The sequence below is a fragment of the Pseudomonas bharatica CSV86 genome, from assembly GCF_000319305.2.
GTDB classification, from domain to species: Bacteria; Pseudomonadota; Gammaproteobacteria; order Pseudomonadales; family Pseudomonadaceae; genus Aquipseudomonas; species Aquipseudomonas bharatica.
Genome location: NZ_AMWJ02000002.1, coordinates 122478 through 146724, shown reverse-complemented (window position 1 = coordinate 146724; position 24247 = coordinate 122478). Strand labels below are relative to the sequence as shown.

Annotated in this window: 14 protein-coding genes and 2 pseudogenes; 7 read left to right on the top strand and 9 right to left on the bottom strand. The window is 63.6% G+C overall.

Annotated elements, in window-relative coordinates; genetic code table 11:
* Window positions 1-33 precede the first annotated feature (33 nt).
* Complete coding sequence (locus tag CSV86_RS14105; RefSeq protein WP_037058311.1) at window positions 34-933, bottom strand: LysR family transcriptional regulator; 900 nt, start codon at window positions 931-933, stop codon at window positions 34-36.
* A gap of 140 nt (window positions 934-1073) precedes the next feature.
* Between CSV86_RS14105 and CSV86_RS14100 the strand changes: the two genes are divergently transcribed.
* Both CSV86_RS14100 and CSV86_RS14095 read left to right on the top strand, forming a co-directional pair.
* Window positions 1074-2447 carry a nucleobase:cation symporter-2 family protein gene (locus tag CSV86_RS14100; protein WP_009394062.1) on the top strand — a complete coding sequence of 458 codons (1374 nt, stop codon included), beginning with the start codon at window positions 1074-1076 and terminating at the stop codon, window positions 2445-2447.
* Window positions 2448-2487: 40 nt separating this feature from the next.
* Complete coding sequence (locus tag CSV86_RS14095; protein WP_009394063.1) at window positions 2488-3870, top strand: amidohydrolase family protein; 1383 nt, start codon at window positions 2488-2490, stop codon at window positions 3868-3870.
* 51 nt (window positions 3871-3921) lie between these two features.
* On the opposite strand, the gene CSV86_RS14090 is transcribed toward CSV86_RS14095, so the two are convergent.
* The 6 genes and pseudogenes from CSV86_RS14090 to CSV86_RS14065 all read right to left on the bottom strand — a co-directional run bounded on the left by CSV86_RS14090 (window position 3922) and on the right by CSV86_RS14065 (window position 11496).
* On the bottom strand, window positions 3922-5214 hold the full coding sequence (locus tag CSV86_RS14090) for an MFS transporter (RefSeq protein WP_009394064.1): 1293 nt from the start codon (window positions 5212-5214) through the stop codon (window positions 3922-3924).
* A 48-nt stretch (window positions 5215-5262) separates the two neighbouring features.
* Window positions 5263-6444, bottom strand: coding sequence for a tricarballylate utilization 4Fe-4S protein TcuB (tcuB, locus tag CSV86_RS14085; RefSeq protein WP_009394065.1), 1182 nt, complete (start codon window positions 6442-6444; stop codon window positions 5263-5265).
* Window positions 6425-7878, bottom strand: a pseudogene (gene tcuA, locus CSV86_RS14080) (FAD-dependent tricarballylate dehydrogenase TcuA). The gene tcuB and the pseudogene tcuA overlap by 20 nt, the downstream one beginning before the upstream one ends.
* A gap of 144 nt (window positions 7879-8022) precedes the next feature.
* Window positions 8023-8958: a LysR substrate-binding domain-containing protein gene (locus CSV86_RS14075; protein WP_009394067.1), complete on the bottom strand. Its 936-nt coding sequence runs from the start codon at window positions 8956-8958 to the stop codon at window positions 8023-8025.
* Between the two features lie 16 nt (window positions 8959-8974).
* Window positions 8975-11176 (bottom strand): DNA/RNA helicase domain-containing protein, encoded by a 2202-nt coding sequence (locus CSV86_RS14070; RefSeq protein WP_009394069.1) that lies wholly within the window; start codon window positions 11174-11176, stop codon window positions 8975-8977.
* Window positions 11176-11496 (bottom strand): nucleotide pyrophosphohydrolase, encoded by a 321-nt coding sequence (locus CSV86_RS14065; protein ID WP_037058315.1) that lies wholly within the window; start codon window positions 11494-11496, stop codon window positions 11176-11178. Before CSV86_RS14065 ends, CSV86_RS14070 begins: the two co-directional genes overlap by 1 nt.
* Window positions 11497-11754: 258 nt before the next feature.
* Here CSV86_RS14065 and CSV86_RS14060 point away from each other — a divergent pair, with 258 nt between their 5' ends.
* Both CSV86_RS14060 and aldA read left to right on the top strand, forming a co-directional pair.
* Window positions 11755-13935 carry a PQQ-dependent dehydrogenase, methanol/ethanol family gene (locus CSV86_RS14060; protein WP_009394073.1) on the top strand — a complete coding sequence of 727 codons (2181 nt, stop codon included), beginning with the start codon at window positions 11755-11757 and terminating at the stop codon, window positions 13933-13935.
* 26 nt (window positions 13936-13961) lie between these two features.
* Window positions 13962-15395, top strand: coding sequence for an aldehyde dehydrogenase (aldA, locus tag CSV86_RS14055; RefSeq protein WP_009394075.1), 1434 nt, complete (start codon window positions 13962-13964; stop codon window positions 15393-15395).
* 110 nt (window positions 15396-15505) lie between these two features.
* Here aldA and CSV86_RS14050 read toward each other — a convergent pair whose 3' ends face one another.
* Complete coding sequence (locus tag CSV86_RS14050; RefSeq protein ID WP_009394077.1) at window positions 15506-17404, bottom strand: sigma-54-dependent Fis family transcriptional regulator; 1899 nt, start codon at window positions 17402-17404, stop codon at window positions 15506-15508.
* A gap of 142 nt (window positions 17405-17546) precedes the next feature.
* Window positions 17547-19729, bottom strand: a pseudogene (locus CSV86_RS14045) (TonB-dependent siderophore receptor).
* A gap of 252 nt (window positions 19730-19981) precedes the next feature.
* Between CSV86_RS14045 and feaR the strand changes: the two are divergent.
* The 3 genes from feaR to CSV86_RS14030 all read left to right on the top strand — a co-directional run bounded on the left by feaR (window position 19982) and on the right by CSV86_RS14030 (window position 24144).
* Window positions 19982-20914, top strand: coding sequence for a transcriptional regulator FeaR (gene feaR, locus CSV86_RS14040; protein ID WP_009394079.1), 933 nt, complete (start codon window positions 19982-19984; stop codon window positions 20912-20914).
* A gap of 168 nt (window positions 20915-21082) precedes the next feature.
* Window positions 21083-23200, top strand: a complete 2118-nt coding sequence (locus CSV86_RS14035) for a PQQ-dependent dehydrogenase, methanol/ethanol family (RefSeq protein WP_009394080.1) — start codon at window positions 21083-21085, stop codon at window positions 23198-23200.
* An 83-nt stretch (window positions 23201-23283) separates the two neighbouring features.
* The gene (locus tag CSV86_RS14030) at window positions 23284-24144 is read left to right on the top strand and encodes a transporter (RefSeq protein WP_009394081.1); all 861 of its coding nucleotides are present in this window, start codon (window positions 23284-23286) and stop codon (window positions 24142-24144) included.
* Window positions 24145-24247: the final 103 nt, after the last annotated feature.

Below are 24247 nucleotides of genomic sequence, written 5' to 3'. Positions count from 1 at the left end.
CGATAAGCGCCCTGGCATTGGCGCGCACAAAACTCATTTTCCGACTGTCGGGATCCCTGTCCGCCCAAGCTGCTCACGCAGCCAGGTGCCAGCCTTGCCAGAACGCGACAGCGACGACCAGACCAGGTCGACCCCCACGGTCCAGTCGGTGAACGGATACGCTTCCAGCTCCAGCTCGACCAGTTGTCCGTCAGGGCTGAGGTCCTGCATGAGCTGCGTAGGGACAGTAGCCCAGCCCATGCCTTCGCGCAGCATGTTCATCAGGGTGAGATAGCTTTCCACCCGCCAGTGATTCGGTGAGTTGAGGTATTCGCTGGTAGGCAGTCGGTCCTGGAACGGCAGATAGACCAACTGCCGGAAGTTGCTCAGCTGGTTGAAGCTCACCGGCGCCATCCGCGCCAGCGGATGATCCCGGCACACGACATTGCTGAAGGTGATGCTGCCCAGGCGTTTGAACTGCAGGTTCCTGGGGTAATGCGAGCGCGTGCACAGGATGCCCAGCAGCACCTTCTTCTCCTCGATCAGGTCAAGGGCGTCCTGCCGGGACGGATGCAGCACGGTCAGGTCGACATGGGTGAACTGCCTGGAAAAATCCTCCATCACGGGCGCGAGTGCCTGGTAGGGAATCGCATCGTCAATGCTGATCACCAGCTCGGTCTCCAGCTCTTCGGCCAGGCTGCTGGCCCGGTTTTCCATGTTGAAGCACTGCCCGAGGATTGCCTCGGCATCGCGCAGCAGCGCACGCCCTTCGCCGGTCAACTGCGGATAGCGGTGACTGCGGTCGAACAGGGTGACACCCAGGTCGATCTCCAGGTTGCCGATGGAAATGCTCACCGCCGACTGCGATTTGTTCAGCTTGCGCGCTGCGGCGGAGAACGAGCGCTCGCTGGCGACTGCGCAAAAGGCGGCCAGTTGCTCCAGGGACATCCTCATCGTTGCACCATGAAAAAAATTGATAGGTCCCATTTTTACAACGGGAGCGGCGGGGCGCATGTTTGCCCCGCCATATAAAAACAATCACGACAAAAATCCTATCCCATCACTGCCTCGACCATGCCAACCAGGAGAAGGCAATGACCAACACCGTTCACCCCGTAGACCAGCGGCTTCCGCTGGCGCAAACACTGATACTGGGCTTCCAGCATGTGCTGGTGATGTATTCGGCATGCATCATCGTTCCGCTGATCCTTGGCGCCGCGCTGCAGCTTCCCAAGGACCAGTTGACCCTGATCATCAACGCCGACCTGTTCGCCGCCGGCCTGGCCACGCTTGTGCAATGCGCAGGCAACCGTTTCTTCGGCATTCGCTTGCCGATCATGATGGGCGTCACCTTCGCCTCGGTCACGCCGATGATCGCCATTGCCCTGAACCCGTCGCTCGGGCTGCCGGGCGTCTATGGAGCGATCATCGCATCCGGTCTGTTCGGGATTCTTTTTGCGCCGCTCATGGGCCGGCTTCTGCGTTTCTTTCCACCGGTGGTGACGGGGACCGTGCTGCTGGTCATCGGCATCAGCCTGATGCGCGTCGGGATCGACTGGTCGGCCGGCGGCAACCCGGTGCTGGCCAACGGCAGTCCCAATCCGGACTACGGTAAACCGGCCTACCTGGCCATTTCGCTTTTGCAGCTGATCCTCATCCTGGGTATCAATCGCTTCGCAAAAGGGTTTCTCGCCAATATCGCGGTACTGCTGGGTGTGCTGGCCGGTTTCTTCATCGCTCTGTTCCGTGGCGATATCGCGCTTGACGGCCTGCAGCAGACGCCATGGCTGGCGACGATCACGCCGTTTGCCTTCGGCATGCCGAAATTCGATGTGGTCGCAGTCGTATCGATGTGCCTGGTCATGCTGGTGACCATGGTCGAATCGACCGGGATGTTCCTTGCCCTGGGCAAGATGGTCGACCGTCCGACCACCCGCGAAAGGCTGGCTCGCGGGCTTCGCTCCGATGGGCTGGGGGCCATTCTCGGCGGGGTGTTCAACGCGTTTCCCTATACCTCCTTTTCGCAGAACATCGGCCTGGTGACCATTACCGGGGTCAGGAGCCGCTATGTGTGCATGGCCGGGGCGATGATCCTGATTGGCCTGGGGCTGTTTCCCAAACTGGCCTGGATCGTCGCCTCCACGCCCCAGTACGTTCTGGGTGCCGCCGGCATGGTGATGTTCGGCATGGTCACGCTGATGGGCGTGCGCATCCTTGCAACGGTCGATTTCGAGCAGTCGCGCTCTAACCTGCTGATCGTCGCCACCAGCGTGGGCATCGGCATGATCCCGATGGTCTCGCCGCAGTACTTTCATCATTTGCCCGACTGGTGCCGGGTATTCACCGAAAGCGGGATCGTCCTCAGCGTTTGCAGCGCCATGCTCCTCAACCTCCTGTTCAACGGCCTGGGCACGGCCGACGAAGCCCGGGCGCAAGCTGCCCGCTCTGCCGCGCTCGGCGACAGCTGAACGCCTGCACATCCTATAAACAGCAAGAAGGTTAAACACGATGACTTGTGAACTCATCAGGGCCGACTTCGTCCTCACCATGGACGCCCGCAATAGCCTGATCGAGGACGGCGCAGTGCTGGTCCGGGACGGTTTGATCGCCGATATCGGCCCGGCGCACGAGCTGCTCGCCCGGCATCCGCTGGCCCCGATCCGTCGCCTGACCGATCGCTTGCTGATGCCGGGCCTGGTCAATACCCACTGCCACTCCGGCATGCTCCGCGGCACTGCCGAGGGCCTGCCGGTCTGGGACTGGCTGCAGGCGTACATCGATCCCATGCACCGTGTGCTGCTGCCCGGCGAGGCGCGCCTGGCGTCGATGCTCTGCTACAGCGAAGCGCTGCTGTCGGGCACCACCACGCTGGTGGATATGTGGCGCTACATGCATGGCAGCGCCGAGGCCGCCAACGAGCTGGGCATCCGTGCGGTACTGGTCCCCTATGTGGCCGAGCATCCGGACCATGACTACTTCGAAACCCTGGACGCAAACGACGCCTTGATCCAGCGCTGGCACGGCGCAGCGAACGGGCGCATCGACGTGTGGGTCGGCCTGGAGCACCTGTTCTACGCCGTGCCGCAGGCTTGGAAGCGCATCGCCGACATGTGCAAGGCCAACCAGGTGGGGTTCCACACCCATAGCAACGAAAGCCGCTTCGATGTCGAGGAAACCCTGCGGCGTTACGGCGTGCGTCCCGTCCAGGCCCTGGAGAAGTTCGGTCTGCTTGAGGCCAGCAAGGTGCTGCTGGCCCATTGCGTCTGGGTCGATGACCAGGAAATCGCCTTGATGGCCCGGCGCAATATCGGTGTGGCGCACAACCCGGTCAGCAACATGAAGCTGGCGTCGGGGGTCGCTCCGATCGTGAAACTGCTGGCGGCGGGCGTTGCCGTTGGCCTGGGGACCGATGGCGAAAAGGAAAACAACAACCTGGATATGTTCGAGGAGATGAAGGTGTCCTCCCTGTTGGCCAAGTTCGCCAGCCTTGATGCCGCGGCGCTCGATGCCTGGTCGGTATGCCGCATGGCTACCATCGACGGCGCACGGGCCTTGGGCATGGACGACCGGATCGGCTCGCTGGAGATCGGCAAGGCCGCCGACATCATCGCTATCCGTGTCGATACGCCGAGAATGACGCCGCTGATTTCCCGTGGTCCGCTGGCCAACCTTCATCACAACCTGGTGCACGCCGTGCAGGGCGGGGACGTGGACATGACCATGGTCGCCGGGCGCGTGCTGGTGGAAAACGGGCAGCTCAAGAGCGCCGAACTGGACGTGCTGATCACCGAGGTCAACGAGACGGCCCCCGACCTGTTTGTCCGGCGCAAGGCCTGGCTTGACCAGGCCGGGGTGTCGGTTAACGAGCTGGACCGGGTGGGCAGTGCCTGAGGCGAAGGTTGCGGCCTTCGCCCGGCATCCTCAGCGGGGTGGAGCGGTGGTTCAGCAGTTGCGAGCCACCGCAGGCCTGGCCCGGCGGTACAGCACGGTGGTCGCGGTGAACCCGCAGACCGCTGCGAACATCAGCCAGTAGGCCGGTGAGGCCTTGTCTGCGGTGGCTTCGACCAGCAGTGTCGATACGGCCGGAGTGAAGCCGCCGAACAGCGCGGTAGCCAGGCTGAACGCCAGCGAGAAACCCACCACCCGCACGTTCTGCGGCATGACCTCGGTCAGCGCTGCGACCATGGCACCGTTGTACATGCCGAAGAAGAACGAGAAGTACAGCAACACCGCCAGCAGCCGCTCGAAACTGGCGGCCTCGGCCAGCCAGTGCATGGCCGGGTAGGCGGTCAGCACGCACAGCAGCGAGATGCCCAGCAGCAGCGGCCGGCGGCCGATGCGGTCGGACAGGCTGCCGCCGATGGGCAGCCAGATGAAGTTGCTCACCCCGACCAGCAGTGTCACCACCAGGCTGTCGGTACTGCTCAGGTGCAGCACGGTCTTGCCGAAGGTGGGCGTGTACACCGTGATCAAGTAGAACGTGGTGGTGGTCATTGCCGCCAGGAGCCCGCCCGCCAGCACGGTGCGCCAGTTATCGCACATGGAACGGAAGACCTCGCTGGCGCCCGGGTGGTGCTTGCGGGCCTTGAACGCTTCGGTTTCCTGCAACGAGCGGCGGATGACGAAGATGAACGGGATGATCACGCAACCGATGAAGAACGGGATGCGCCAGCCCCACGCGGCCAGCTCGCTGGCCTGCATCCAGGTATTCAAGGTGTAGCCCAGCGCTGCCGCCACGACGATCGCCACCTGCTGGCTTGCCGACTGCCAGCTGGTATAGAACCCGGTGCGCCCTGGCGTGGCGATTTCCGACAGATACACGGATACCCCGCCCATCTCGGCACCGGCCGAAAAGCCCTGCAACAGCCGGCCGAGCAGCACCAGCAGGGGCGCGAACAGGCCGATGCTGGCGTAGCCCGGCACCAGGGCGATCAGCACCGTGCCGGCGGCCATGATCGACAGCGTCACGATCAGCCCTTTGCGCCGGCCCACCTTGTCGATGTAAGCGCCGAGCACGATGGCACCCAGCGGTCGCATGAGGAAACCCGAGCCGAATACGGCGAAGGTCATCATCAACGAGGTGAACTCGTTGCTGGCGGGGAAGAACGTCTGGGAGATGTAGGTGGCGTAGAACCCGAACAGGAAGAAATCGAACTGTTCGAGGAAGTTGCCGCTGGTGACCCGCAGGATAGCGCCCAGCCGGGCGCTTGCGGTTTGCTTGGTGTTTTTCATCATGGCTACCGTTTTGCTGGTTTTTGTTGTTGTTCAAGGGCGCTGCCGCGCTTATTCACTGCCGGCGTCGATCGGGTTTGGCTGGCGTTTTTCGATGGCATGCTTGAGCAGCGCGGCGCTGCGGAAAATGCCGTGGGCGAACTTGCTGTAGGGCATGGTCAGGAAGAACGCCATCACCAGGCCCAGGTGCAGGGCCAGCAGCAGGCCCAGGGCGCTGGTTTCACGAAATGCCAGCAGTGCAAGGCCGCTGGCGCTGACCAGGAACAGCAGGGCAATGAAGCCGCGGTCCATGGGTTTCTGCTTGGCGTCGCCCTGGGTCGGGTCGCGCTGCAGGTTGAGGTACAGCAGCCCGGCGGGTCCTACCAGCAGGCCCAGGCCGCCGGCGATGCCGAGCATTACCGGCAGGCTAGTCGGCGCATAGGGTGCGGCCAGGCCCAGCAGGTAGTGGTAAAGGGTCGCGGTGGCGGTGGCCGCCAGGCACAGCATGAAACCGTAGAAGGTCAGGTGGTGGAAGCGACGCCGCCACAGGGTGAAACGGTCATCGGCGTTGTTGCAGCCCCGGCCATGGCCACCATCCAGGTACTTGAGCCTGGCGACACTGGCCGTCGCTTCCACTGCCGCAGCGGTCTTCAGCGCGGTGGTTGCCGGCGGCGGCGAGACATCCCGCCAGAAGCGGCGCACGCCCAGGCCCAGGGCGATCAAGGCGAAGCCGAACACCGAGCCGAACATCAGCACCAGGGTGTTATGCGGGAAGATGCCGTAGAAGTTGCCGCCAGGCATGGCGGTGAACAGATTGCCCATGGCCAGCAGGGTCAGGCACAGGAACAGCACCAGGGCGAAACCGCTGGCCAGCGCCAGGGTCAGCCCGTTGCGCTGATAGAGGCGTCCCAGGCTGCGTGGCCAGGCGTACTCGGCGTAGGTATCCAGGCGTACCTTGGCCATGGCCTGGGGCACGTTGACCGCGAATTCATGAGGTGCGGCGTACTGGCAGGCATGCAGGCACGCCCCGCAGTTGTGGCAAAGATTGGCCAGGTAGTGGATGTCGGCCTTGCCGAACTCCAGCCTGCGGGTCATCGCCGGGAATACCGCGCAGAACCCTTCGCAGTAACGGCAGGCGTTGCAGATGCGCATTTGCCGATCGACTTCCTGCTCCTGCAGGTTCAACAGCGGGATAAGCTCGACACCCGGCTGGGCGGGGTCGACCTGGCGAGGTTCAGGCAGTTGCGCGGTCATGATCGTTCTCGTCGAATGGGTAGTGATGGCCGGCGGCGGCAGCCGCGCTGACGCCGGCGATGCGTCCGAACGCGGTGCCGATGGACATGCCGACGCCTGCGGTGTAGCCCTTGCCCAGCACGTTGCCGGCCATCATCTCGCCGGCGACGAACAGGTTCGGGCTGGGACGCCCGGCGAAGTGCACCGCGGCCGTCTCGTCGGTGCGCAGGCCCAGGTAGGTGAAGGTCACGCCCGGGCGCAGGGGGTAGCCGTAGAAGGGCGGTGTATCGATCGGGCGGGCCCAGTGACTCTTGGCGGGTTGCACGCCGACGGTATGGCAATCGTCCAGGCGGGTATGGTCGAAGGTGCCGGTGCGGCAGGCCTCGTTGTAGGCGCGTACCGTATCGACGAACGCCTGTACCGGAAGGCCCAGGCGCTGGGCCAGCTCCTCCAGGGTGTTGGCCGTGGTGCCGGGAAACACCGGTGGCATGAAGCGTCCGAGGGCTTTCTGGTCGATGATCGAAAAGCCGACCTGGCCAGGCTGCTGGGCCACCAGGCGCCCCCAGATCGCATAGCGCTTGGGCCAGAAATCCTCGCCTTCATCGTAGAAGCGCTGGCTGTCGCGATTGACCACGATGCCCAGTGACACGCAGTCGATGCGCGTGCAGATCCCGCCGTCGTACAAAGGCGCGCGTGCATCGATGGCGACCATGTGCGCCTGGGTAGGGTCGCCGACGGTGTCGGCGCCCAGGTCGATCATGCGGCGCAGCAGTACGCCGTTGTTGAAACGGGTGCCGCGAATCAGGAAGTTGTCCGACGGCCATTCGCCGCGCTCGTTGCGACCCCAGGCTTCGCGCAGCCATTCGCGGTTGGACTCGAATCCGCCAGCGGCCAGCACGCAGGTGCGCGCCTCGATGCGCTCGGCAGGCAGGTGCCGGCCTTGCACGTCGCGCGCACCGATATGGGCGGCGACGAAGCGGTCGCCATCCATCTCGATATCGACCACGCCGGCATCGTAGCGAACCTGTACGCCGAGCCGCTCGGCACTGCGGAAATAGGCATTGACCAACGCCTTGCCGCCGCCCATGAAGAAGGCATTGGTGCGAGCGGTATGCAGCGCGCCGGACAGCGATGGCTGGAAGTGCACGCCATGCCGGCGCATCCAGCCCCGGCAACCGGACGAAGCCTTGATCACCAGGCGTGCAAGCTTTTCGTTGGTCAGGCCCCGGTGACCTTGAGCAGGTCTTGCCAGAATTCCTCTTCGGGATAGGCCTCGACCAGTACATCCTGCGGCGCGTCGTGCATGCAGCGCAGGTTGCGGGTGTGCTGCGAATTACCGCCGCGCCACGCCTTGGGTGCGGCTTCCAGCAGCAGGACGCTGGCCCCCGCCTCGCGGGCCATCAGTGCGGCACACAGGGCGGCGTTGCCGCCGCCAATAACAAGAACATCGATCATTTTCGCTCCTCGGTCGCAGCCGGCATGAACGAGGAGCCTGCTGCGAGTGAGCGGAAAATAGTGCGATCGAGGGCCTGCCGAAAGGCGAACTACGGCATGGGGGGTTCAGTTTTACTAAAGGCTTTGCCGGCCTGGGCTGGTGACTCAGCAACTGCTGTCGGCAATCCAGGTCGCCCCGGGCCACTGCTGCTCGGCGACCAGCCGCCGCGCCACGTCCAGCACCACGCGCCGCGCTGCCAGGGCCGCTGGCGACAGCTCGTCATCCGCCAGGGTGGCCAGCAGGTTGCGCCGGCCGACATGGGCGTCGCTGATCTGCGTCACTTCAAGCCCGTTCTCGCCCTTGAGCGCCGCGGCTGCACCGGGCTGGATGGTAGCGGCGTGGCCGGCGCGCACGGCGTTCATCAGCACGGCCAGGCCATCGACCTCCATGATGATATTGGGCACCAGGCCCGAGCGTTCGAACGCCGTCATCAAGGTGCTGCGAAGCCCGTGCTGGACGCTGGGCATGATCAGTGGCAACTGGCCCAGATCGGCCAGTTGCACGCTGCCGGAATGCGGAGCGTGAGGCACCTGGGGGGCGCTGATGACGAACAGCCGTTCATCGAGCAGCGGCGTCACGCTCCAGCGTTTGCCGCCCTCGAGCTGGAACAGGATGGCCAGGTCGAGCTGGCGGGCATTGAGTTGGGCGGCCAGGTGGCCGGAGAGCATTTCCACCAGGTGCAACTGGATATCCGGGTAGCGCTCGCGCATCGCGTCGATGAGGGGAAGGGCGAGCACGGTCGCGGTGGTCGGCGGCAGGCCCACGGTGACATAACCGCTCATGCGTCCGCGGTGGGCGGCAAGAATGGCATTGTCGGCCTGGCGCAGGCTGAGCTGGGCATGATGCAGGAACGCCATGCCGGCGGTGGTCGGGGTGACGCCGGTGGTGGTGCGGTTGAGTAGCCGGGTACACAGCTCGCTTTCCAGCTTGGCGATCTGCTGGCTCAGGGCCGATACGCCGACATCCAGCTCCAGCGCGGCGCGACCGAGGCTGCCCTGTTCGATGATTTTCACGAAGTAGCGCAGTTGTCTGAGTTCCACGGTTCAGGAGTTCCAGTCAGGAGGCCAGGTTCTGGCGGATAACCCGTACGAATTCTCCCACCACCCGATACCGCGACAGCAGGTCGTCGCGCAATTCCAGCGGTTCGAACCCCGGGTCGGAGGAGCGTGGCAGCAGCAGGATTTTTTCGTGGTGCCAGCCATTCTCGTCCTCGACCTTGACACTGCGATATTCCTTGACCGTGTACTGGGCGCTCGCGCCTTCATCCCACAATTCCACCAGGACGATCCGGCCATTGCGGCTGCCGCCGCGCTCGGCGCGGAACAGGCAGGTCGAGCCATCGGGAATGATGGTGTTCATCGATTCGCCCAGCACCTCGCAGGCGAAGTAGCCGCGGTCCAGCGGGAGGTCGTCGCCGACGACTATCCAGCTTTGCCGTTCGGCCTGCTGTGCCTCGCTGAACCCGCCTGCCGCCGCGCGCAGGTCGTACAGTGGCACCGCGTTCACGTACGGGGCCGGTTTCACCGGTTCGCGCACGGGCTCTGCCGGCGAGTGCAAGGGCAGGTGCTGTGCCAGGTAGTCGCGCAGGTCCTTGTTGCAGGCGTAGATGAATGTCCCGCGGATACCGCGGAGCATCATGGTCTTGTAGATATTGAGAATGTACTGCTTCAGTTCGCCCGGCTGCCTGATCCCGCTCTTGCCGTTGCGGTCGAAATAGCGGGCCGGGTCGATGGTGATCTCGCCGCGGACCTTGTCGTAGCCGATCTCGTGGCCAAGGATGACGGCGGCGAAGTTCAGGTCATAGCCCTGGGTGGTGTGGATACAGCCGACTTCGGCCTCGGAACCCGGCGTATTGATCCAGTCCTGGCTGGTGCTGTTCCAGCGCAATTGCACACCGTCGATCTCGATATCGAACGCGTCCTTGTTCTTCCGCGAGATCCAGGGCCAGGCGTAGCCGGCGATCATGCGCGACAGGCCGAACTGGCGATTTCTTTCCTGCACCACCTGCATCATGTCGCCGAGCGAATCGAACAGTGCCAGTTCATAGTTTTTCGGGGTGAACCTTGGCTGGCCGTTTCGGCGGACGTTGAGCAGCTCATCGAGGAAGGTCACATAGGAATTGCCGGCACGCACCCGGAACTGCGAGTACAGCGTCTGCACTTGCGTCGTGCCCAGTGCCTTGAGCCTGGCAAAGTCCTCGGCATTGGCATCAGAGGGCTTGATCGACTGGCTGTTGTCGTAGAAGAAGATCGCCTTTCCCGCCTGGCGGCAGACCCAGTCCACTTCACTGCAACCGAAGGGGTCGAAGCCCAGTGCCCGGGAGGCAGTGTCGAACCCTTTAAAGTAGGGCCCCAGGTTGCTGCGCTTGCGCAAGCGATGGGCTTCATCCACCAGGACGATGTCGTAGTCTCGCTTGGTCAGGTCGGCAGGACCGATGACCATGTCCGGGGACAACCCGGCAATATGCCTGAAGGCTTTTTTCAAGGTTGAGCGAAACGACGCCATGGGCACCACAAGCGCCATTTTCGGCGTGCCGTAGCGTTGCTTGATGCCCTGCAACAGGTTGCGCAGTTCGGCTTGTTCACTATCGAACTCGTGGAAACTGGTTTCATCGATATCCGAGTGCAGCAGTTTGAACAGGTAGATCGCCAACACCGATTTGCCCGTGCCCGCGCCACCTTGCACCAACAGGGTTTTGCTTTGCTCGTCGAGCAGCGCATGCAGGATGCCGAGCAGTCCCTGGCGCTGCTCGGAGGACAGCGACTTGTAAGGCGAGTACTTGAACAGGTCCGAGTTGTCGATCGACTCCAGGGAATGCTGCACCAGGCCTTCACTGCGCAGTTTGTTCCAGGTCTCCTTGAAGATCGCGGCATAGAGTCCGGAGCGCTGGTAATAGTTGTGATCGACCAGCCCCAGGTTGCTGTTGAGCAGGGAGAACCTGCCATCGGCGGCAATGTACTTGATCAGCGAGGATTCGATATCGAGGGTCGCCGACTTGTTGAACCTGTCGCTGCTGATCAGATGCACCGAGCGCAGCAGGCTCTTGTCGCCATTGGCCAGGTGGGTGTTCATCCGCTTGAGGGCATCGGCGGTCTCGCCAATGTAGGCTTGCTTTCTGGCTTCGTCGCTGAGGATATAGACCAGCGGCCACGAATCCGCTGCGTGGAAGTGCTCACGAAGCTGTTGTTCCAGCGTCCGGCGCGAGAAGGCGTAGCGGTTCACTTCGACCAGCGGTTTGCCGTCCAGGGCTTTGTTCATTACAGCTCCGTGTATTTCCTGGCAGATCCCCTGGCCTTGTCCACCGGATACTTGCGCTCGTTGAGTTCGATCTTGTCGAGGATGATCTGCTGCGCGTCGAGCTCGTAGTGATCAGCCAGCAGCAGGGCATAGGCAAGCACATCGGCCAGTTCTTCCCTGACCCTGGCGATGTCGGCTTCCTCGGCCGACTTCCACAGGAACACTTCCGCCAGTTCGCTGGCTTCGATGCTCAAGGCGAGCGCCAGGTCCTTGGGGTTGTGGAATTTCTTCCAGTCACGGGCATCGCGAAATGCACGCAGCTTCTTGATCGCTTCTTCCATATTCAGGCACGCCGGCAAGTTGATGCGCTCATGATTGCTTACGAAATCGGGTGAAACAAGGTTTTCGCCCGGCAGGTGTAGCGCGGGCTGTAGCGCCAGGTGCAACACCTGTAGCGCCCGCGCTGCACCTGGCTGGTTGCTCCGGTTCCGGCAAGCCCGCGGGATACGGCGCTTGCACGCTGTCAGGGCGTGCTGGCATGGCCGTTGCTCCGTTAGAGGTGCGCAGCAAGCGCCACTAATAAGAACAGGACAACTCCCATGACACAGATTGGCCATGCCTCGCCTCCCGGCGCCCGTTCCATCGTCACCGGCATTCCCTTGAAGTCCCTGGCCGCCGCGCTGCTGCTGAGCCTGGCTGCGGCGCCTGCCCTGGCCGCCGAGATGCCGGCCAATGTCGACAGCAAACGCCTCATCGCCGCCGACCAGGAACCTGGCAACTGGATGAGTACCGGTCGTACCTACGACGAACAGCGCTACAGCCCGCTCAAGCAGATCACCGACCGCAACGTCGGCCAGCTCGGCCTGGCCTGGAGTTACAAGCTCGATCTGGACCGGGGCGTGGAGGCCACGCCGATCGTGGTCGATGGCGTGATGTACACCACCGGGCCGTTTTCCGTGGTCTACGCACTGGATGCCCGCAACGGCAAGCTGATCTGGAAATACGATCCTAAATCCGATCGCAACCGCGCCGGTGAAGCCTGCTGCGACGCGGTCAACCGCGGCGTGGCGGTGTGGAAGGGCAAGGTGTACGTGGGCGTGCTCGATGGCCGCCTGGAAGCCATCGACGCCCGCACCGGCCAGCTTGCCTGGTCGGTCGATACCCGCGCGGACCACAAGCGCAGCTACACCATCACCGGCGCGCCTCGGGTGGTCAACGGCAAGGTGGTGATCGGCAACGGCGGCGCCGAGTTCGGCGTGCGTGGCTACGTCACTGCCTATGATGCCGAAACCGGCAAGCAGGCCTGGCGTTTCTATACCGTGCCGGGGGATCCGAAGTTGCCCCCGGAAGGCAAGGGCATGGAGATTGCCGCCAAGACCTGGCATGGCGATGCCTTCGTCGAGCAGGGTGGTGGCGGCACGGCCTGGGACTCGTTCGCCTTCGACCCGGAGTTGAACCTGCTGTATATCGGCGTCGGCAACGGCTCGCTATGGGACCCGAAATGGCGCAGCCAGGCCAAGGGCGACAACCTGTTCCTGTCGTCGATCGTCGCGGTCAACGCCGACACCGGCGAATACGTCTGGCACTACCAGACCACGCCGGGCGATGCCTGGGACTACACCGCGACCCAGCACATGATCCTCGCCGAACTGCCGATCGACGGCAGGCAGCGCAAGGTGCTGATGCAGGCCCCGAAGAACGGCTTTTTCTATGTGATCGACCGTGCCACCGGCGAGCTGCTTTCGGCCAAGGGCATCGTGCCGCAGAGCTGGACCAAGGGCATGGACATGAAGACCGGCCGGCCCATCGTCGATGACGAGAACGCCGCGTACTGGAAGGACGGCAAGCGCAAGCTGGTGACCCCGGCCTTCTGGGGCGCCCATGACTGGCAGCCGATGTCCTACAACCCGAACACCGGGCTGGTGTACATCCCGGCCCACATCATGTCGGCCTACTACGAACACATTCCCGAGGCGCCGAAGCGCAACCCGTTCAAGAGCATGTACCAGCTGGGCCTGCGCACCGGGATGATGCCGGAAAACGTCGATGGCCTGCTGGAGATGGCCAAGGGCTGGTCCGGCAAATTGATCGCCTGGGACCCGGTCAAGCAGCAGCCCGCCTGGGAAGTGCCCTATGTGACCATCTTCAACGGTGGCACCCTGAGCACCGCCGGCAACCTGGTCTTCGAAGGCAGCGCCGATGGTCGTGTCATCGCCTACGCCGCCGACAGCGGCAAGAAACTCTGGGAGCAACCGGCAGCCAGCGGGGTAATGGCGGCGCCCATCACCTACAGCATCGACGGTGAACAGTACGTGACCTTCATGGCCGGCTGGGGCGGGGCGTTCTCCACCTTTGCCGGGGCGTTGTCGCTGCGCGCGGGTGTGCAGCCGTTCTCCCAGGTGCTGACCTACAAGATCGGCGGCACCGCCAAACTGCAGGAACCTGCACCTCGCCCGGACACGCCCAAACCTCCACCCCTGGGCACCGATACGGCGGCCATCGAGGCCGGCGCGAAACTCTACGACGGCTACTGCTCGCAGTGCCACGGCATCCACGCGGTCAGCGGCGGCGTGCTGCCGGACCTGCGCAAGCTCACTGCGGAAAAGCACCAGATGTTCCTCGGCATTCTCTACGGAGGCCGCGTACCCGACGGCATGCCGTCCTTCGCCGATGCCTTCACGCCTGAACAGGTCGAGCAGATCCACCAATACCTGATCAAGCGTTCCCACGACCTGCAGAACGAAGGCGAAGCCTGGAAGCAGTTCAGCACCAAGCACTAAGCCACGGACCGACATGGAGAAGACACATGAGTGACGCCACTTATCAGAACTACATCGGCAACGCCTTCGTCCCCAGCGACGAACTGATCGAGGTGTACAACCCGGCCAACGGCCAGTTGCTCGGCCGGGTGCCCCAGGGCAGCAGCGCACAGGTCGAGCAGGCCATCGCCGCCGCGCGCCAGGCGCAGAAGGCCTGGGCGTTGCGACCGGCAATCGAACGTGCCGGCTACCTGCGGGCCATCGCCGGCAAGGTGCGGCAGCACAGCGAGCGCCTGGCGCGGATCATCACCGCCGAGCAGGGCAAGGTGCTGGAGCTGGCTCGGGTCGAGGTGAACTTCACCGCTGATTACCTCGACTACATGGCCGAGTGGGCGCGGCGCCTGGAGGGCGAAGTGCTGAGCAGCGACCGCCCTGGTGAGAGCATCCTGCTGCTGCGCAAGCCCCTGGGCGTGGTGGCCGGGATCCTGCCGTGGAACTTCCCGTTCTTCCTGATCGCGCGCAAGATGGCGCCGGCTTTGTTGACCGGCAATACCATCGTGATCAAGCCGAGCGAGGAAACCCCGATCAACTGTTTCGAATTCGCCCGCCTGGTGGCCGAGACCGATCTGCCTGCCGGTGTCTTCAACGTGGTCTGTGGTACCGGGGCGACGGTGGGCAACGCGCTGAGCAGCCACCCCGGCATCGACCTCATCAGCTTTACCGGCAGCGTCGGCACCGGTTCCCGGATCATGGCCGCGGCGGCGCCGAACATCACCAAGCTCAACCTGGAGCTGGGCGGCAAGGCGCCTGCGATCGTTCTGGCCGACGCGGACCTGGACCTGGCGGTCAAGGCCATCACCGCCTCACGGGTGATCAATACCGGGCAAGTCTGCAACTGCGCCGAGCGGGTCTATGTCGAGCGCAAGGTGGCCGATACCTTCATCGAGCGCATCGCAGCGTCCATGGCCGCTACCCGGTACGGTGATCCGCTGGCCGAGAACGGCCTGGACATGGGCCCGCTGATCAACCGCGCCGCGCTGGACAAGGTGGCGCAGATGGTGCGTACCGCCAGCGGGCAGGGGGCCCAGGTGATTACCGGCGGCGCGCAGGCCGATCTCGGCCAGGGCTTCCACTACCAGCCGACGGTGCTGGCGGGATGCTCGGCGGACATGGAGATCATGCGCAAGGAAATCTTCGGCCCGGTCCTGCCGATCCAGGTGGTCGATGACCTGGACGAAGCCATCGCACTGTCCAACGACAGCGAATACGGTTTGACCTCATCGATCTACACCCGCAGCCTGAGTGCGACCTTGCAGGCGACCCGCTCGCTGGATTTCGGCGAGACCTACATCAACCGCGAGAACTTCGAAGCCATGCAAGGCTTCCATGCCGGCACGCGCAAATCGGGGATCGGCGGGGCGGATGGCAAGCATGGGTTGTACGAGTACACCCATAGTCATGTGGTCTATATCCAGGGCTGACAGCCTGGTTGTTGCTGATGGCCTCATCGCTGGCAAGCCAGCTCCCACAAACCTGTGGGAGCTGGCTTGCCAGCGATTGCAGTGGTGGATTCACTACTGCAGTTTCAGGCTCAAAACCGGTCATTGGGCTGCACCAGCCCCTGCTTTTTCATCTGCCGATACAGGGTCGAGCGCGCTACACCCAGTTCGCTCGCCGCTGCGCTGATGTTCCAGCGATGCCGCCGCAGGACCGCCAGCAGGTCCTCGCTTTGCGAGCCCCTGCCTGAAGGCGCAGGGCTGCCTTGCAGGAGGTCCTCCGGCAGGCAATCCAGGTCGATACAGCCGTTCTCCGCCAGGGCCACCGCATAGCGCAGGGCATTGAGCAACTGGCGGATATTCCCGGGCCATGGCGCGTCGAGCAGGCACTGGCGCGCCTGGGCGGTGATTCGCATGCCCTGGGCTGCGAGCTGTGCATCCAGCAGGTGTCCGCGATCACTGCGTTCGCGCAAGGGGGGCAGGCGCAGGTGCATGCCGTTGAGGCGATAGAACAGGTCTTCGCGAAAGCCCTTGTCGCGCAGCATGGCCTGCAGGTCCTGGTGGGTTGCGCAGATCACCTGGATATCCAGCGCCACCGGTGCCGCAGCACCGATAGGCGAGATCTCGCGTTCGGCCAGCACCCGCAGCAGGCGCGTTTGCAGATGCGCAGGCATATCGCCGATCTCATCGAGGAACAAGGTGCCGCCGTTGGCCAGTTCCAGCTTGCCCTTCATGCCTTTCTTCTCGGCCCCGGTGAAACTGCCGCCGCGGTAGCCGAACAGCTCGCTTTCGATCAGGCTTTCCGGAATCGCCGCGCAATTGAGCGCGACGAAAGGCCCGCCCCGGCGCGCACTGGCCTGGTGGATGGCGCGGGCGAAGGCTTCCTTGCCGGTACCGGTTTCACCGGTTATCAGGATGGCGATGTCCTTGTCGAGGACCTTGCGCAGGCGCTGCACGCTGTGTTGCAGCGTCGGGTCGGCACCTGCCAGGCGTTCCAGGTCGGGGTGGCGGGGTGGCCGGGCGCGAGTCGGTGCCGGTGCCTGCGCCAGGCCGTGCCTGGCCGAGGGAATACGCAGGCTCAGGTCGAGCAGCGTGTCGTCATGCCGGGCGCGCAAGCGCAGGCCGCGGGCGCCGCCGTGGGTCTGGCGCAGGAGGTCATCGACAGACATGGGCAGCAAGCGGTCGATCCGGCTGCCGATCAAGCGGCCGCCGGCATTACTGTCGTGGGCGACAAAGGCTGCGTGGTTGGCACCGATGACCCGACCCTCGTCGTCCAGAGCCAGCAATTGTTCGTTGGCCAGGTCGGTGATTTCGTCGATAGGCTTCAGGGAAAGGGTGAGCCGGTCCCTGTAGCTCTGGCGGAAATGCGCGTTCTCGATCAGGCGGGCGTACAGGATCACCAGTTGCAGGGTCAGGTACTGGCTTTCCTTGGGCCCGTCGCTGTTCAGGCAGGTGGCATTCAGGCAGCCACGAAGCAGACCCTGGGCATCGAAGATCGGTGCCACCGAGCAACTGAGCGCGGCATTGGCGTCGAGGAAATGCTCCTGGCGGTGAATGATCAGCGGCTCTGCGGCGGCCAGGGTGGTACCGATGCCGTTGGTACCGGCGATGGACTCGTCCCAGCGCGCCCCGACCACCAGTCCGGAGCGTACATACGGCGTGTGTTCGCGGGGCAGGCGGGCGTCGAGGGTGATGCCCTGCTCATCGCTGAGCAGCACCGCAAAGCCCGCCGGGACCACGCGCCGGGCCAGGCCGCTGACGCCCTGGCCGGCGATGGCGAGGTACTCCTGGTGTTGCTGCTGGTGGCGGCGGATATCCGCAGCGCTGAGGATATCCAGGCGCGTGGCCGTGCCTGGGTCAAGCCTGTGCTGGACCACGCTGCGATACCAGGACTGGGCGATCACTCCGTCCGGACGAATCGCTCGACCAGGAAAATGCTCGCTGACGAAGGCCGCGAGTTCACTGGGATGGGGCTGCGCGCTATGCCGGGTCATGAACGGCTCCGTATCTTGTTGTCGGTGTAACGGGCCATGTTGCGTCACGGCACTAAGATAGCCGCAGGGGGGAAGCCGTGCCAAGGGACGGGAGTGAAGAGGGGAGAGGGAAGGGGTGCGCATCCCTGCGCGGGCGTGGCGATCAGAAGCTGTATTTCGCCGTCACCATCATGTTTCGTGGCTTGCCGTAGACATCCCCACCATAGTCCACCGAGGTGGAGATGGCCGAGTAGTACTTGCGGTCGAAAATATTGTTGGCGTTGAGCTGCAGGTCGAGGTTGCGGGTCAGTTGATAGCCCGCCATCAGGTCGGTGACCGCATAGGCGCCCTGTTCGAGCCGGTACGCGCCGTTGGCGGTGGCGATATCGTTGTACATCCGGCTCTGCCAGTAGACGTTGCCGCCCACCCGCAACTTTTCCAGCGGACCTTCGAAGCGGTACACCGTGGACACCTTGAACAGATGCTCGGGTGTATCGGTGCTGAAGCGCTGGTTCTCGTTCTGCGGCTTGGCGTCATCCTTGAGGTAGTGGGTGCGGGCGTAGGTGTAGCCGGCGCCGATCTGCCAGTTGCGGGTCAGCGCTCCTTGCAGTTCCATGTCGATGCCCTGGCTGCGCACCTGGCCGGAAGCCGCGTAGCAGTTGGTCGGGTCCACGCAGCCGGAGACGTCAGTGAGCGAAACGCCACGGTTTTCCTGGTCGACGCGGAACAGCGCCACGCTGGCGTTCAGCGCCCCGTCGAAGTACTCGCCCTTGACCCCGACCTCGTAGTTCTTGCCTTCCACCGGCCTGATCGGGCTGCCGGATGCGTCCTTGTAGGCTTGCGGATTGAAAATATCGCTGTAGCTGACATAGACCGAATGATGGTCGTCCAGCTCGTAGATCAGCCCGGCGTAGCGCGTGACGTTGCGGGTGACTTTGTAATCGGCCGCCGAGTTCTGCTTGTCGTCGTAGTCGTACCAGTCCAGCCGGCTGCCGAGGATCAGCTTGAGCGGGTCGGCCAGGCTCAGGCGGGTGGTCAGGTAAACGCCTTCCTGATTGGTCACCTTGCGGCTGTTGCCGCTGTGCACGAAGTCCGGCTTGCCAGCGTTCAGCGGCCAGTTGGTGTCGTAGGGGCTGTAGTTGCGGGTGGTCATGTCGTAGATGCGCTTGCTGGCGCCGACCACCAGTTCATGGCTGCGGCCAAAGGCCTGGAACGGGCCGCTGGCGAACGCATCGACACCGGCCTGGTCTTCGTCGTGAGCGGACTGGTAAACGGTGCGCGCCAGGCTCTTGTCGGGGCCCAGCGCGACTGATAGGAGCCCGAGAACAGCGCGTCCTGCTGGGTATAGGAGGCATTGACCTGCAGCTTCCAGTCGTAGGCCAGTCGCTGGCGGATTTCGGCGAACAGGGTGTTGATGTCCTGGTCCTTGTCTTCCCAATCGGTGCCCAGGTTGTACGAGCGCGGCAGGTCGAGGTGATGGCCGTCGAGGCCGACCATCGACGAGCCCCAGAAGTAATTGGTCCGGTCCTTCTGGTGGGAGAAGCCCAGGGACAGCGTGGTGTCGTCGCTCAGGTCGGCTTCGGTGATGGCATAGAACAGGCCATGGGTCTCTTCGGCGCGATCGACGAAGCTGTTGGCATCCTGCCAGGACGTCACCACCCGGCCACGCAGGGTGCCGCTGGCATTCAGCGGGCTGGAGGCATCCACTTCGCCGCGGTAGTCGTCCCAACTGCCGGCCGCACCGGTCAGGGTGACCTTCTGCTCGGCCAGCGGGCGCTTGCGTACCAGGTTGATCGCCGCCGACGGGTTGCCCGCGCCGGTCACCAGCCCAGTAGCGCCGCGGACGAGCTCGACCCGGTCGAACATCGCCAGGTTCGGCTGGGCGCCGACGGTCCAGCCCTGGTAGGTGCTGGGGATGCCGTCGTACATCAGGTTGTCGATATCGAAACCGCGCGAGGAGTAGGTCTGCCGGCCGGGGCCGCTGGACTGGCTGAGGAACAGGCCGGGGGTGTACTTGACCACGTCGTTGATGCTGGTCATGGCCTGGTCGTCCATGCGCTGGCGTGTCATCACGGTGACCGCCTGGGGTGTTTCGCGCATGGTCATCGGCAGCTTGGTCGCGGTGGACATGATGCCCGTGGTGTAGGACGAACTGCCTTCGGTGGTGCTGCCAAGCTGGGTGTTGCTGATTTGCGTCGCGCCCAGTTCCAGGGTCTCCGGTGGCGTCTGCGCGGGCGTCGTGCTCGCTTCGTCAGCGATTGCCGACAGGGAGCCAGCCATGCAGATCGCTACGGACAGCAGATTGAGTGAAGGACGAAAGAGACGGGGTGGTACCGGGACAGACATGCCATTGCTCCTAATGATAAACAAAGTGCTTATGAGAATTGTTAACAATAATGATGGCAAGATTTGCTGGCACGGGGAAGGGCAAGGTGCAAAAAGATCGGACCCAGAAAAAAGCCGATGACATTTCCCTGTCGAAGCCAGGCTGTCGTGATACTTTTTAGTGTTCTTACAGGTTTAGGTTGTATCGTTAAACGGCTTGATCTCTTCGAAATTAGATAATATGTTAATTAAATAATAAGATCGGAGGATGCCATGTTCCTGTCATCGAGCGAGCAGGCCGGCTTCGAGCGCTGGTGCCAATCCCTGCGCAGCATTTGCGGCAATTTCAGCACCCTGCCTTCGAGCCTGACCCGCCACTTCATCGGCGAGATCCACAGCCAGGCCATCGGTGCCCTGGACACCGCCCATATCCGTACCAATGCCCGCCTGATCAGCCGCGAATTGATCGGCGTGGACAGCGATGACAGCCATTGCTTCCTGATCTACCAGCGCAGCGGCCGCCAGCGGATTCGCCAGGCGGGCATGGAGGTCGAGCTGGGCCCCGAGGACATCGCCCTGGTGGACTCGGCGCGGCTGTTCGAGATCGAGCCGCTGGGCCTGGTCGAGAACATTTCCGTACACCTGTCACGGGACATCGTTACCCGCCAGTTCAAGGGCGATAACCTGTTCGGCAAGCTGTCGCGCAACAACGTGTCCAGCCGCATGGTGCGTTCGCTGGTGCAATCGATCGGCCTGCTCGGCGACGGCGCGGCCAATGGCGATGACGGCCAGGCCATCCAGAACGCCCTGGTGTCGCTGGTGCTGCCGGCGATGTCCGGGCAGGTGCAGGACGGGAACCTTCTGCTGCAGAGCGACAGCCTGTTCGCCACGGCGCTGCGCCTGGTGGACGAGTCGCTGCAGGATGTCGATCTCGGCCCTGCCTACCTTGCGGATCAACTGCACACCTCGGTGCGCAGTCTTTACCGGCTGTTCGAGGAACACGGCGAAAGCGTCTCGCGCTATATCCTTCGGACCCGTCTGACGAAAGTGGCCCATGACCTGTGTTGCCACACCCTGCGCAGCCAGTCGATCACCCAGATCGCCTTCAAGTGGGGCTTCGTCGATGTCGCCCATTTCAGCCGCGCGTTCAAGCGCCAGTTCGAGGTTTCGCCCCGGGATTACCGGGCACACGCCTTCCAGCTGTAGGCACTGGCAAGAAATGCCAACTGCGTTGGCGGTGACAGTCAAGCGCCGCCTTGCAGCACGACTTCTAATACTCCTGCGTAGTGCAGAGCCTGCTAATGCTTGGCCTGCGGGGCAGGCTGCCTTGCGGGCGCATAACAACAATAAATGTGTCGCTGGAGTCCGAAACACATGAAAACCCTTTTCCTGCTGGCGGGCCTGCCCGTGCTGCTTTCGACCCTGCATGCCTCGGCTGCCGACGCCCCGCCGAGTGCCCCCGCACAGGTCGATGCGAAACGCCTGACCAATGCCAACCTCGAACCGGGCAACTGGATGAGCCATGGTCGTACCTACGACGAGCAGCGCTATAGCCCGCTGGACGCGGTGAACGACAGCAACGTCGGCCAGCTCGGCATGGCCTGGACTACCCGCCTGGACATCGACAGCGGCACCGAGGCCACGCCCATCGTGGTGGACGGAGTGATGTACACCACCGGAGCCTTCAGCATCGTCTATGCGATGAACGCCGCGACCGGCGAGATGCTGTGGAAATACGACCCCCATGTGCCACCGGCCAACCTCAGCCAGGGCTGCTGTGGCCCGGTCAACCGCGGTGTCGCGGTGTGGAACGGCAAGGTCTACGTTGGCAGTTTCGATGGCCGCCTGATCGCCCTCGACGCGGCCACCGGCAAGGAAGCCTGGTCGGTGGACACCATCATCGACCGCAGCAAGAGCTACTCCATCACCGGCGCGCCGCGTATCGTCAAGGGCAAGGTACTGATCGGCAACGGTGGCGCCGAGTTCGGCGTGCGCGGCTATGTCACCGCCTACGACGCCGAGACCGGCAAGCAGGCCTGGCGCTTCTACACCGTGCCGGGCGACCCCAAATTGCCGCCGGAAAACCCGGCCATGGCCATGGCGATGAAGACCTGGACCGGCGACGGCTGGGTGAAATGGGGCGGTGGCGGCACCGCCTGGGACTCCATGGCCTACGACCCGGAACTCGACCTGCTGTACATCGGCACCGGCAACGGCTCGCCATGGAACTACCAGTTCCGCAGCCAGGGCAAGGGCGACAACCTGTTCGTCTCGTCGATCCTGGCCCTGCGCCCGGACACCGGTGAATACGTCTGGCACTACCAGGTCACCCCGCAGGACCGCTGGGACTACACCGCGACCCAGCACATGATCCTCGCCGACATCAAGATCGACGGCCAGGTGCGAAAGGTCCTGATGCAGGCACCGAAAAATGGCTTCTTCTATGTGCTCGACCGCACCAACGGCAAGCTGCTTTCGGCGAAGAACTACGTCCCGGTGAACTGGGCCAGCGAGATCGATCTGAAGACAGGCCGGCCAGTGCTGACCGGCGCGGCGGATTACTCGAAAGAACCCAAGGTCGTACAGCCAAGTTTCCTCGGTGGCCACAATTGGCACCCGATGTCCTACAGCCCCAGGACCGGCTACGTCTATATCCCGGCCCAGCACACCCTGGCCGAGCTGAAGGCGGCCAAGGAACCGATGTTCTTCCCGAACAAATCGGTGCTCAACTTCGGACTCGACGTACCGGACGTGCCGGAAGATCCGAAGGCCTTCAAGCAGATCCGCGATGCCTGGACCGGCGAGCTGATCGCCTGGGATCCGGTCAAGCAGGCCCCGGCCTGGAAACAGGAATACGCCAGCGCCGGCAACGGCGGCACCCTCAGCACCGCCGGCAACCTGGTGTTCCAGGGCACCGCGGACGGTCGCGTGGTGGCCTACAGCGCCGACAAGGGCGAGAAGCTCTGGGAGCACCGGGCCAACTCCGGGGTCATGGCCGGGCCGATCACCTATACCGTGGGCAAGGATCAGTACGTTGCCTTTTCCGTCGGCTGGGGCGGGATCCTGCCGTTGCTGACCGGCTCGCTGACCAACAAGGCCAAGGTCCAGTCCGAGTCGCGGATCATTGCCTTCAAGCTGGGAGCCAAAGGTGAGCTACCCCCGCCGAAGCAGGCGCCGGTGTTCCCCAATGTCGAGCTGGAGCTGACAGCCTCGCCGGAGCAACTGGCCCAAGCGCGCAACCTGTTCAATGGCCTGTGCGCCGGCTGTCATGGCCTGAATGCGGTGGCCGGCGGGGTCGTCCCCGACCTGCGCTACCTGACGAAGGAGAAGCACCAGGTTTTCCCGGCGTTCGTCAGCGGGGCCTTGATCTACCGCGGCATGCCGAACTTCTCCGACATCCTCAAGGCCGAGGATATGGAGCTTATCCGCCAATACCTGGTCAAGCGCACCCATGATCTTCAAGCCGATCTGAAGGCCAGCGCCGCCAACTGAGTTCGATTCATTACCCAGGCGACCCCGGAAACGGGGCCGTCCGGGGCTCTGCACGCCAACAAAAACAACAACGAGAGTCCATCATGAAGAGCTTCAACGCCCCGGCCCTTGCGCTCGGCCTCACACTGTTCGGCGCTACCTGCACGGCCCTGGCCGATGTCAAACCCGACCCCGGTGATTACATTGCGCTGCCCAAGGGCACCGATGTGGTGGTGCTCTATCAACAGAACCCGCGGGGCGACAAGGTCTATTCCGGCGGCAAGAAGGTCGCCGACGATCTTGACCTGGACATGACGGTGGGCGTCCTGCGCCTGATCCACTTCACGGACTTCTTCGGTACCGGCTACACCTGGGACCCGCAGATCGTCATCCCCTTCGGCCAGCAGGATATCGGTGCGACCCATACGAAGAATTCCGGGCTCGGCGACATCACCTTCGGCGGTACGCTGTGGACCATCGGCGACCTGGAGCGCAACGAGCACCTGGGTTGGTCGGTGTTCTTCACCGCGCCGACCGGCAGCGACAAGAACGAAGGCTTCGCACTCAGCAACAACCGCTGGGCGGTGGATTTCCAGGTCGGCTACATCAAGGGCCTGACGGAGCGGATCACCTGGGATGTGATCGCCGAGGCCGAGTTCTACCAGGACCAGCGCTCCACCGATGCGAAAAAGGACACGCTGCTGCAACTGCACAATCACCTTCGCTACAACTTCACCCAGGACACCTATGCGGCGCTCACCTACCGGCACAACTGGGGCGGCCGCGAGACCCTGGATGGCGTGACCCTGGCCACCAGCCGTGACAATGGAACCGTCGGCTTCACCGTGGCGACCATGGTCAACAAGCAGTTGCAGGTGATGGGGCAGGTGATGCACGACACCTCGGTGCGCGAGGGCGTGAAGATCGATAATTCGTTGCAGTTCAGGCTGGCGTATTTCTATTGAGATCCCTTGGGGCTGCAAAGCAGCCCCAAAATCGCTCTGACACTCCTACTTTCGACCCCCAACCCAAGTCCCCCAACCCCCAGCCCCAAGCCTGATAGCCCTA

Bases quoted from the DNA above. Each gene is read 5' to 3' on its own strand.
- CSV86_RS14095 (WP_009394063.1), top strand. From the start codon at position 2,488: ATGACTTGTGAACTCATCAGGGCCGACTTCGTCCTCACCATGGACGCC.
- CSV86_RS14100 (WP_009394062.1), top strand. From the start codon at position 1,074: ATGACCAACACCGTTCACCCCGTAGACCAGCGGCTTCCGCTGGCGCAA.
- feaR (WP_009394079.1), top strand. From the start codon at position 19,982: ATGTTCCTGTCATCGAGCGAGCAGGCCGGCTTCGAGCGCTGGTGCCAA.
- CSV86_RS14035 (WP_009394080.1), top strand. From the start codon at position 21,083: ATGAAAACCCTTTTCCTGCTGGCGGGCCTGCCCGTGCTGCTTTCGACC.
- CSV86_RS14090 (WP_009394064.1), bottom strand. From the start codon at position 5,214: ATGATGAAAAACACCAAGCAAACCGCAAGCGCCCGGCTGGGCGCTATC.
- CSV86_RS14070 (WP_009394069.1), bottom strand. From the start codon at position 11,176: ATGAACAAAGCCCTGGACGGCAAACCGCTGGTCGAAGTGAACCGCTAC.
- CSV86_RS14030 (WP_009394081.1), top strand. From the start codon at position 23,284: ATGAAGAGCTTCAACGCCCCGGCCCTTGCGCTCGGCCTCACACTGTTC.
- tcuB (WP_009394065.1), bottom strand. From the start codon at position 6,444: ATGACCGCGCAACTGCCTGAACCTCGCCAGGTCGACCCCGCCCAGCCG.
- CSV86_RS14050 (WP_009394077.1), bottom strand. From the start codon at position 17,404: ATGACCCGGCATAGCGCGCAGCCCCATCCCAGTGAACTCGCGGCCTTC.
- CSV86_RS14060 (WP_009394073.1), top strand. From the start codon at position 11,755: ATGACACAGATTGGCCATGCCTCGCCTCCCGGCGCCCGTTCCATCGTC.
- aldA (WP_009394075.1), top strand. From the start codon at position 13,962: ATGAGTGACGCCACTTATCAGAACTACATCGGCAACGCCTTCGTCCCC.
- CSV86_RS14065 (WP_037058315.1), bottom strand. From the start codon at position 11,496: ATGGAAGAAGCGATCAAGAAGCTGCGTGCATTTCGCGATGCCCGTGAC.
- CSV86_RS14105 (WP_037058311.1), bottom strand. From the start codon at position 933: ATGAGGATGTCCCTGGAGCAACTGGCCGCCTTTTGCGCAGTCGCCAGC.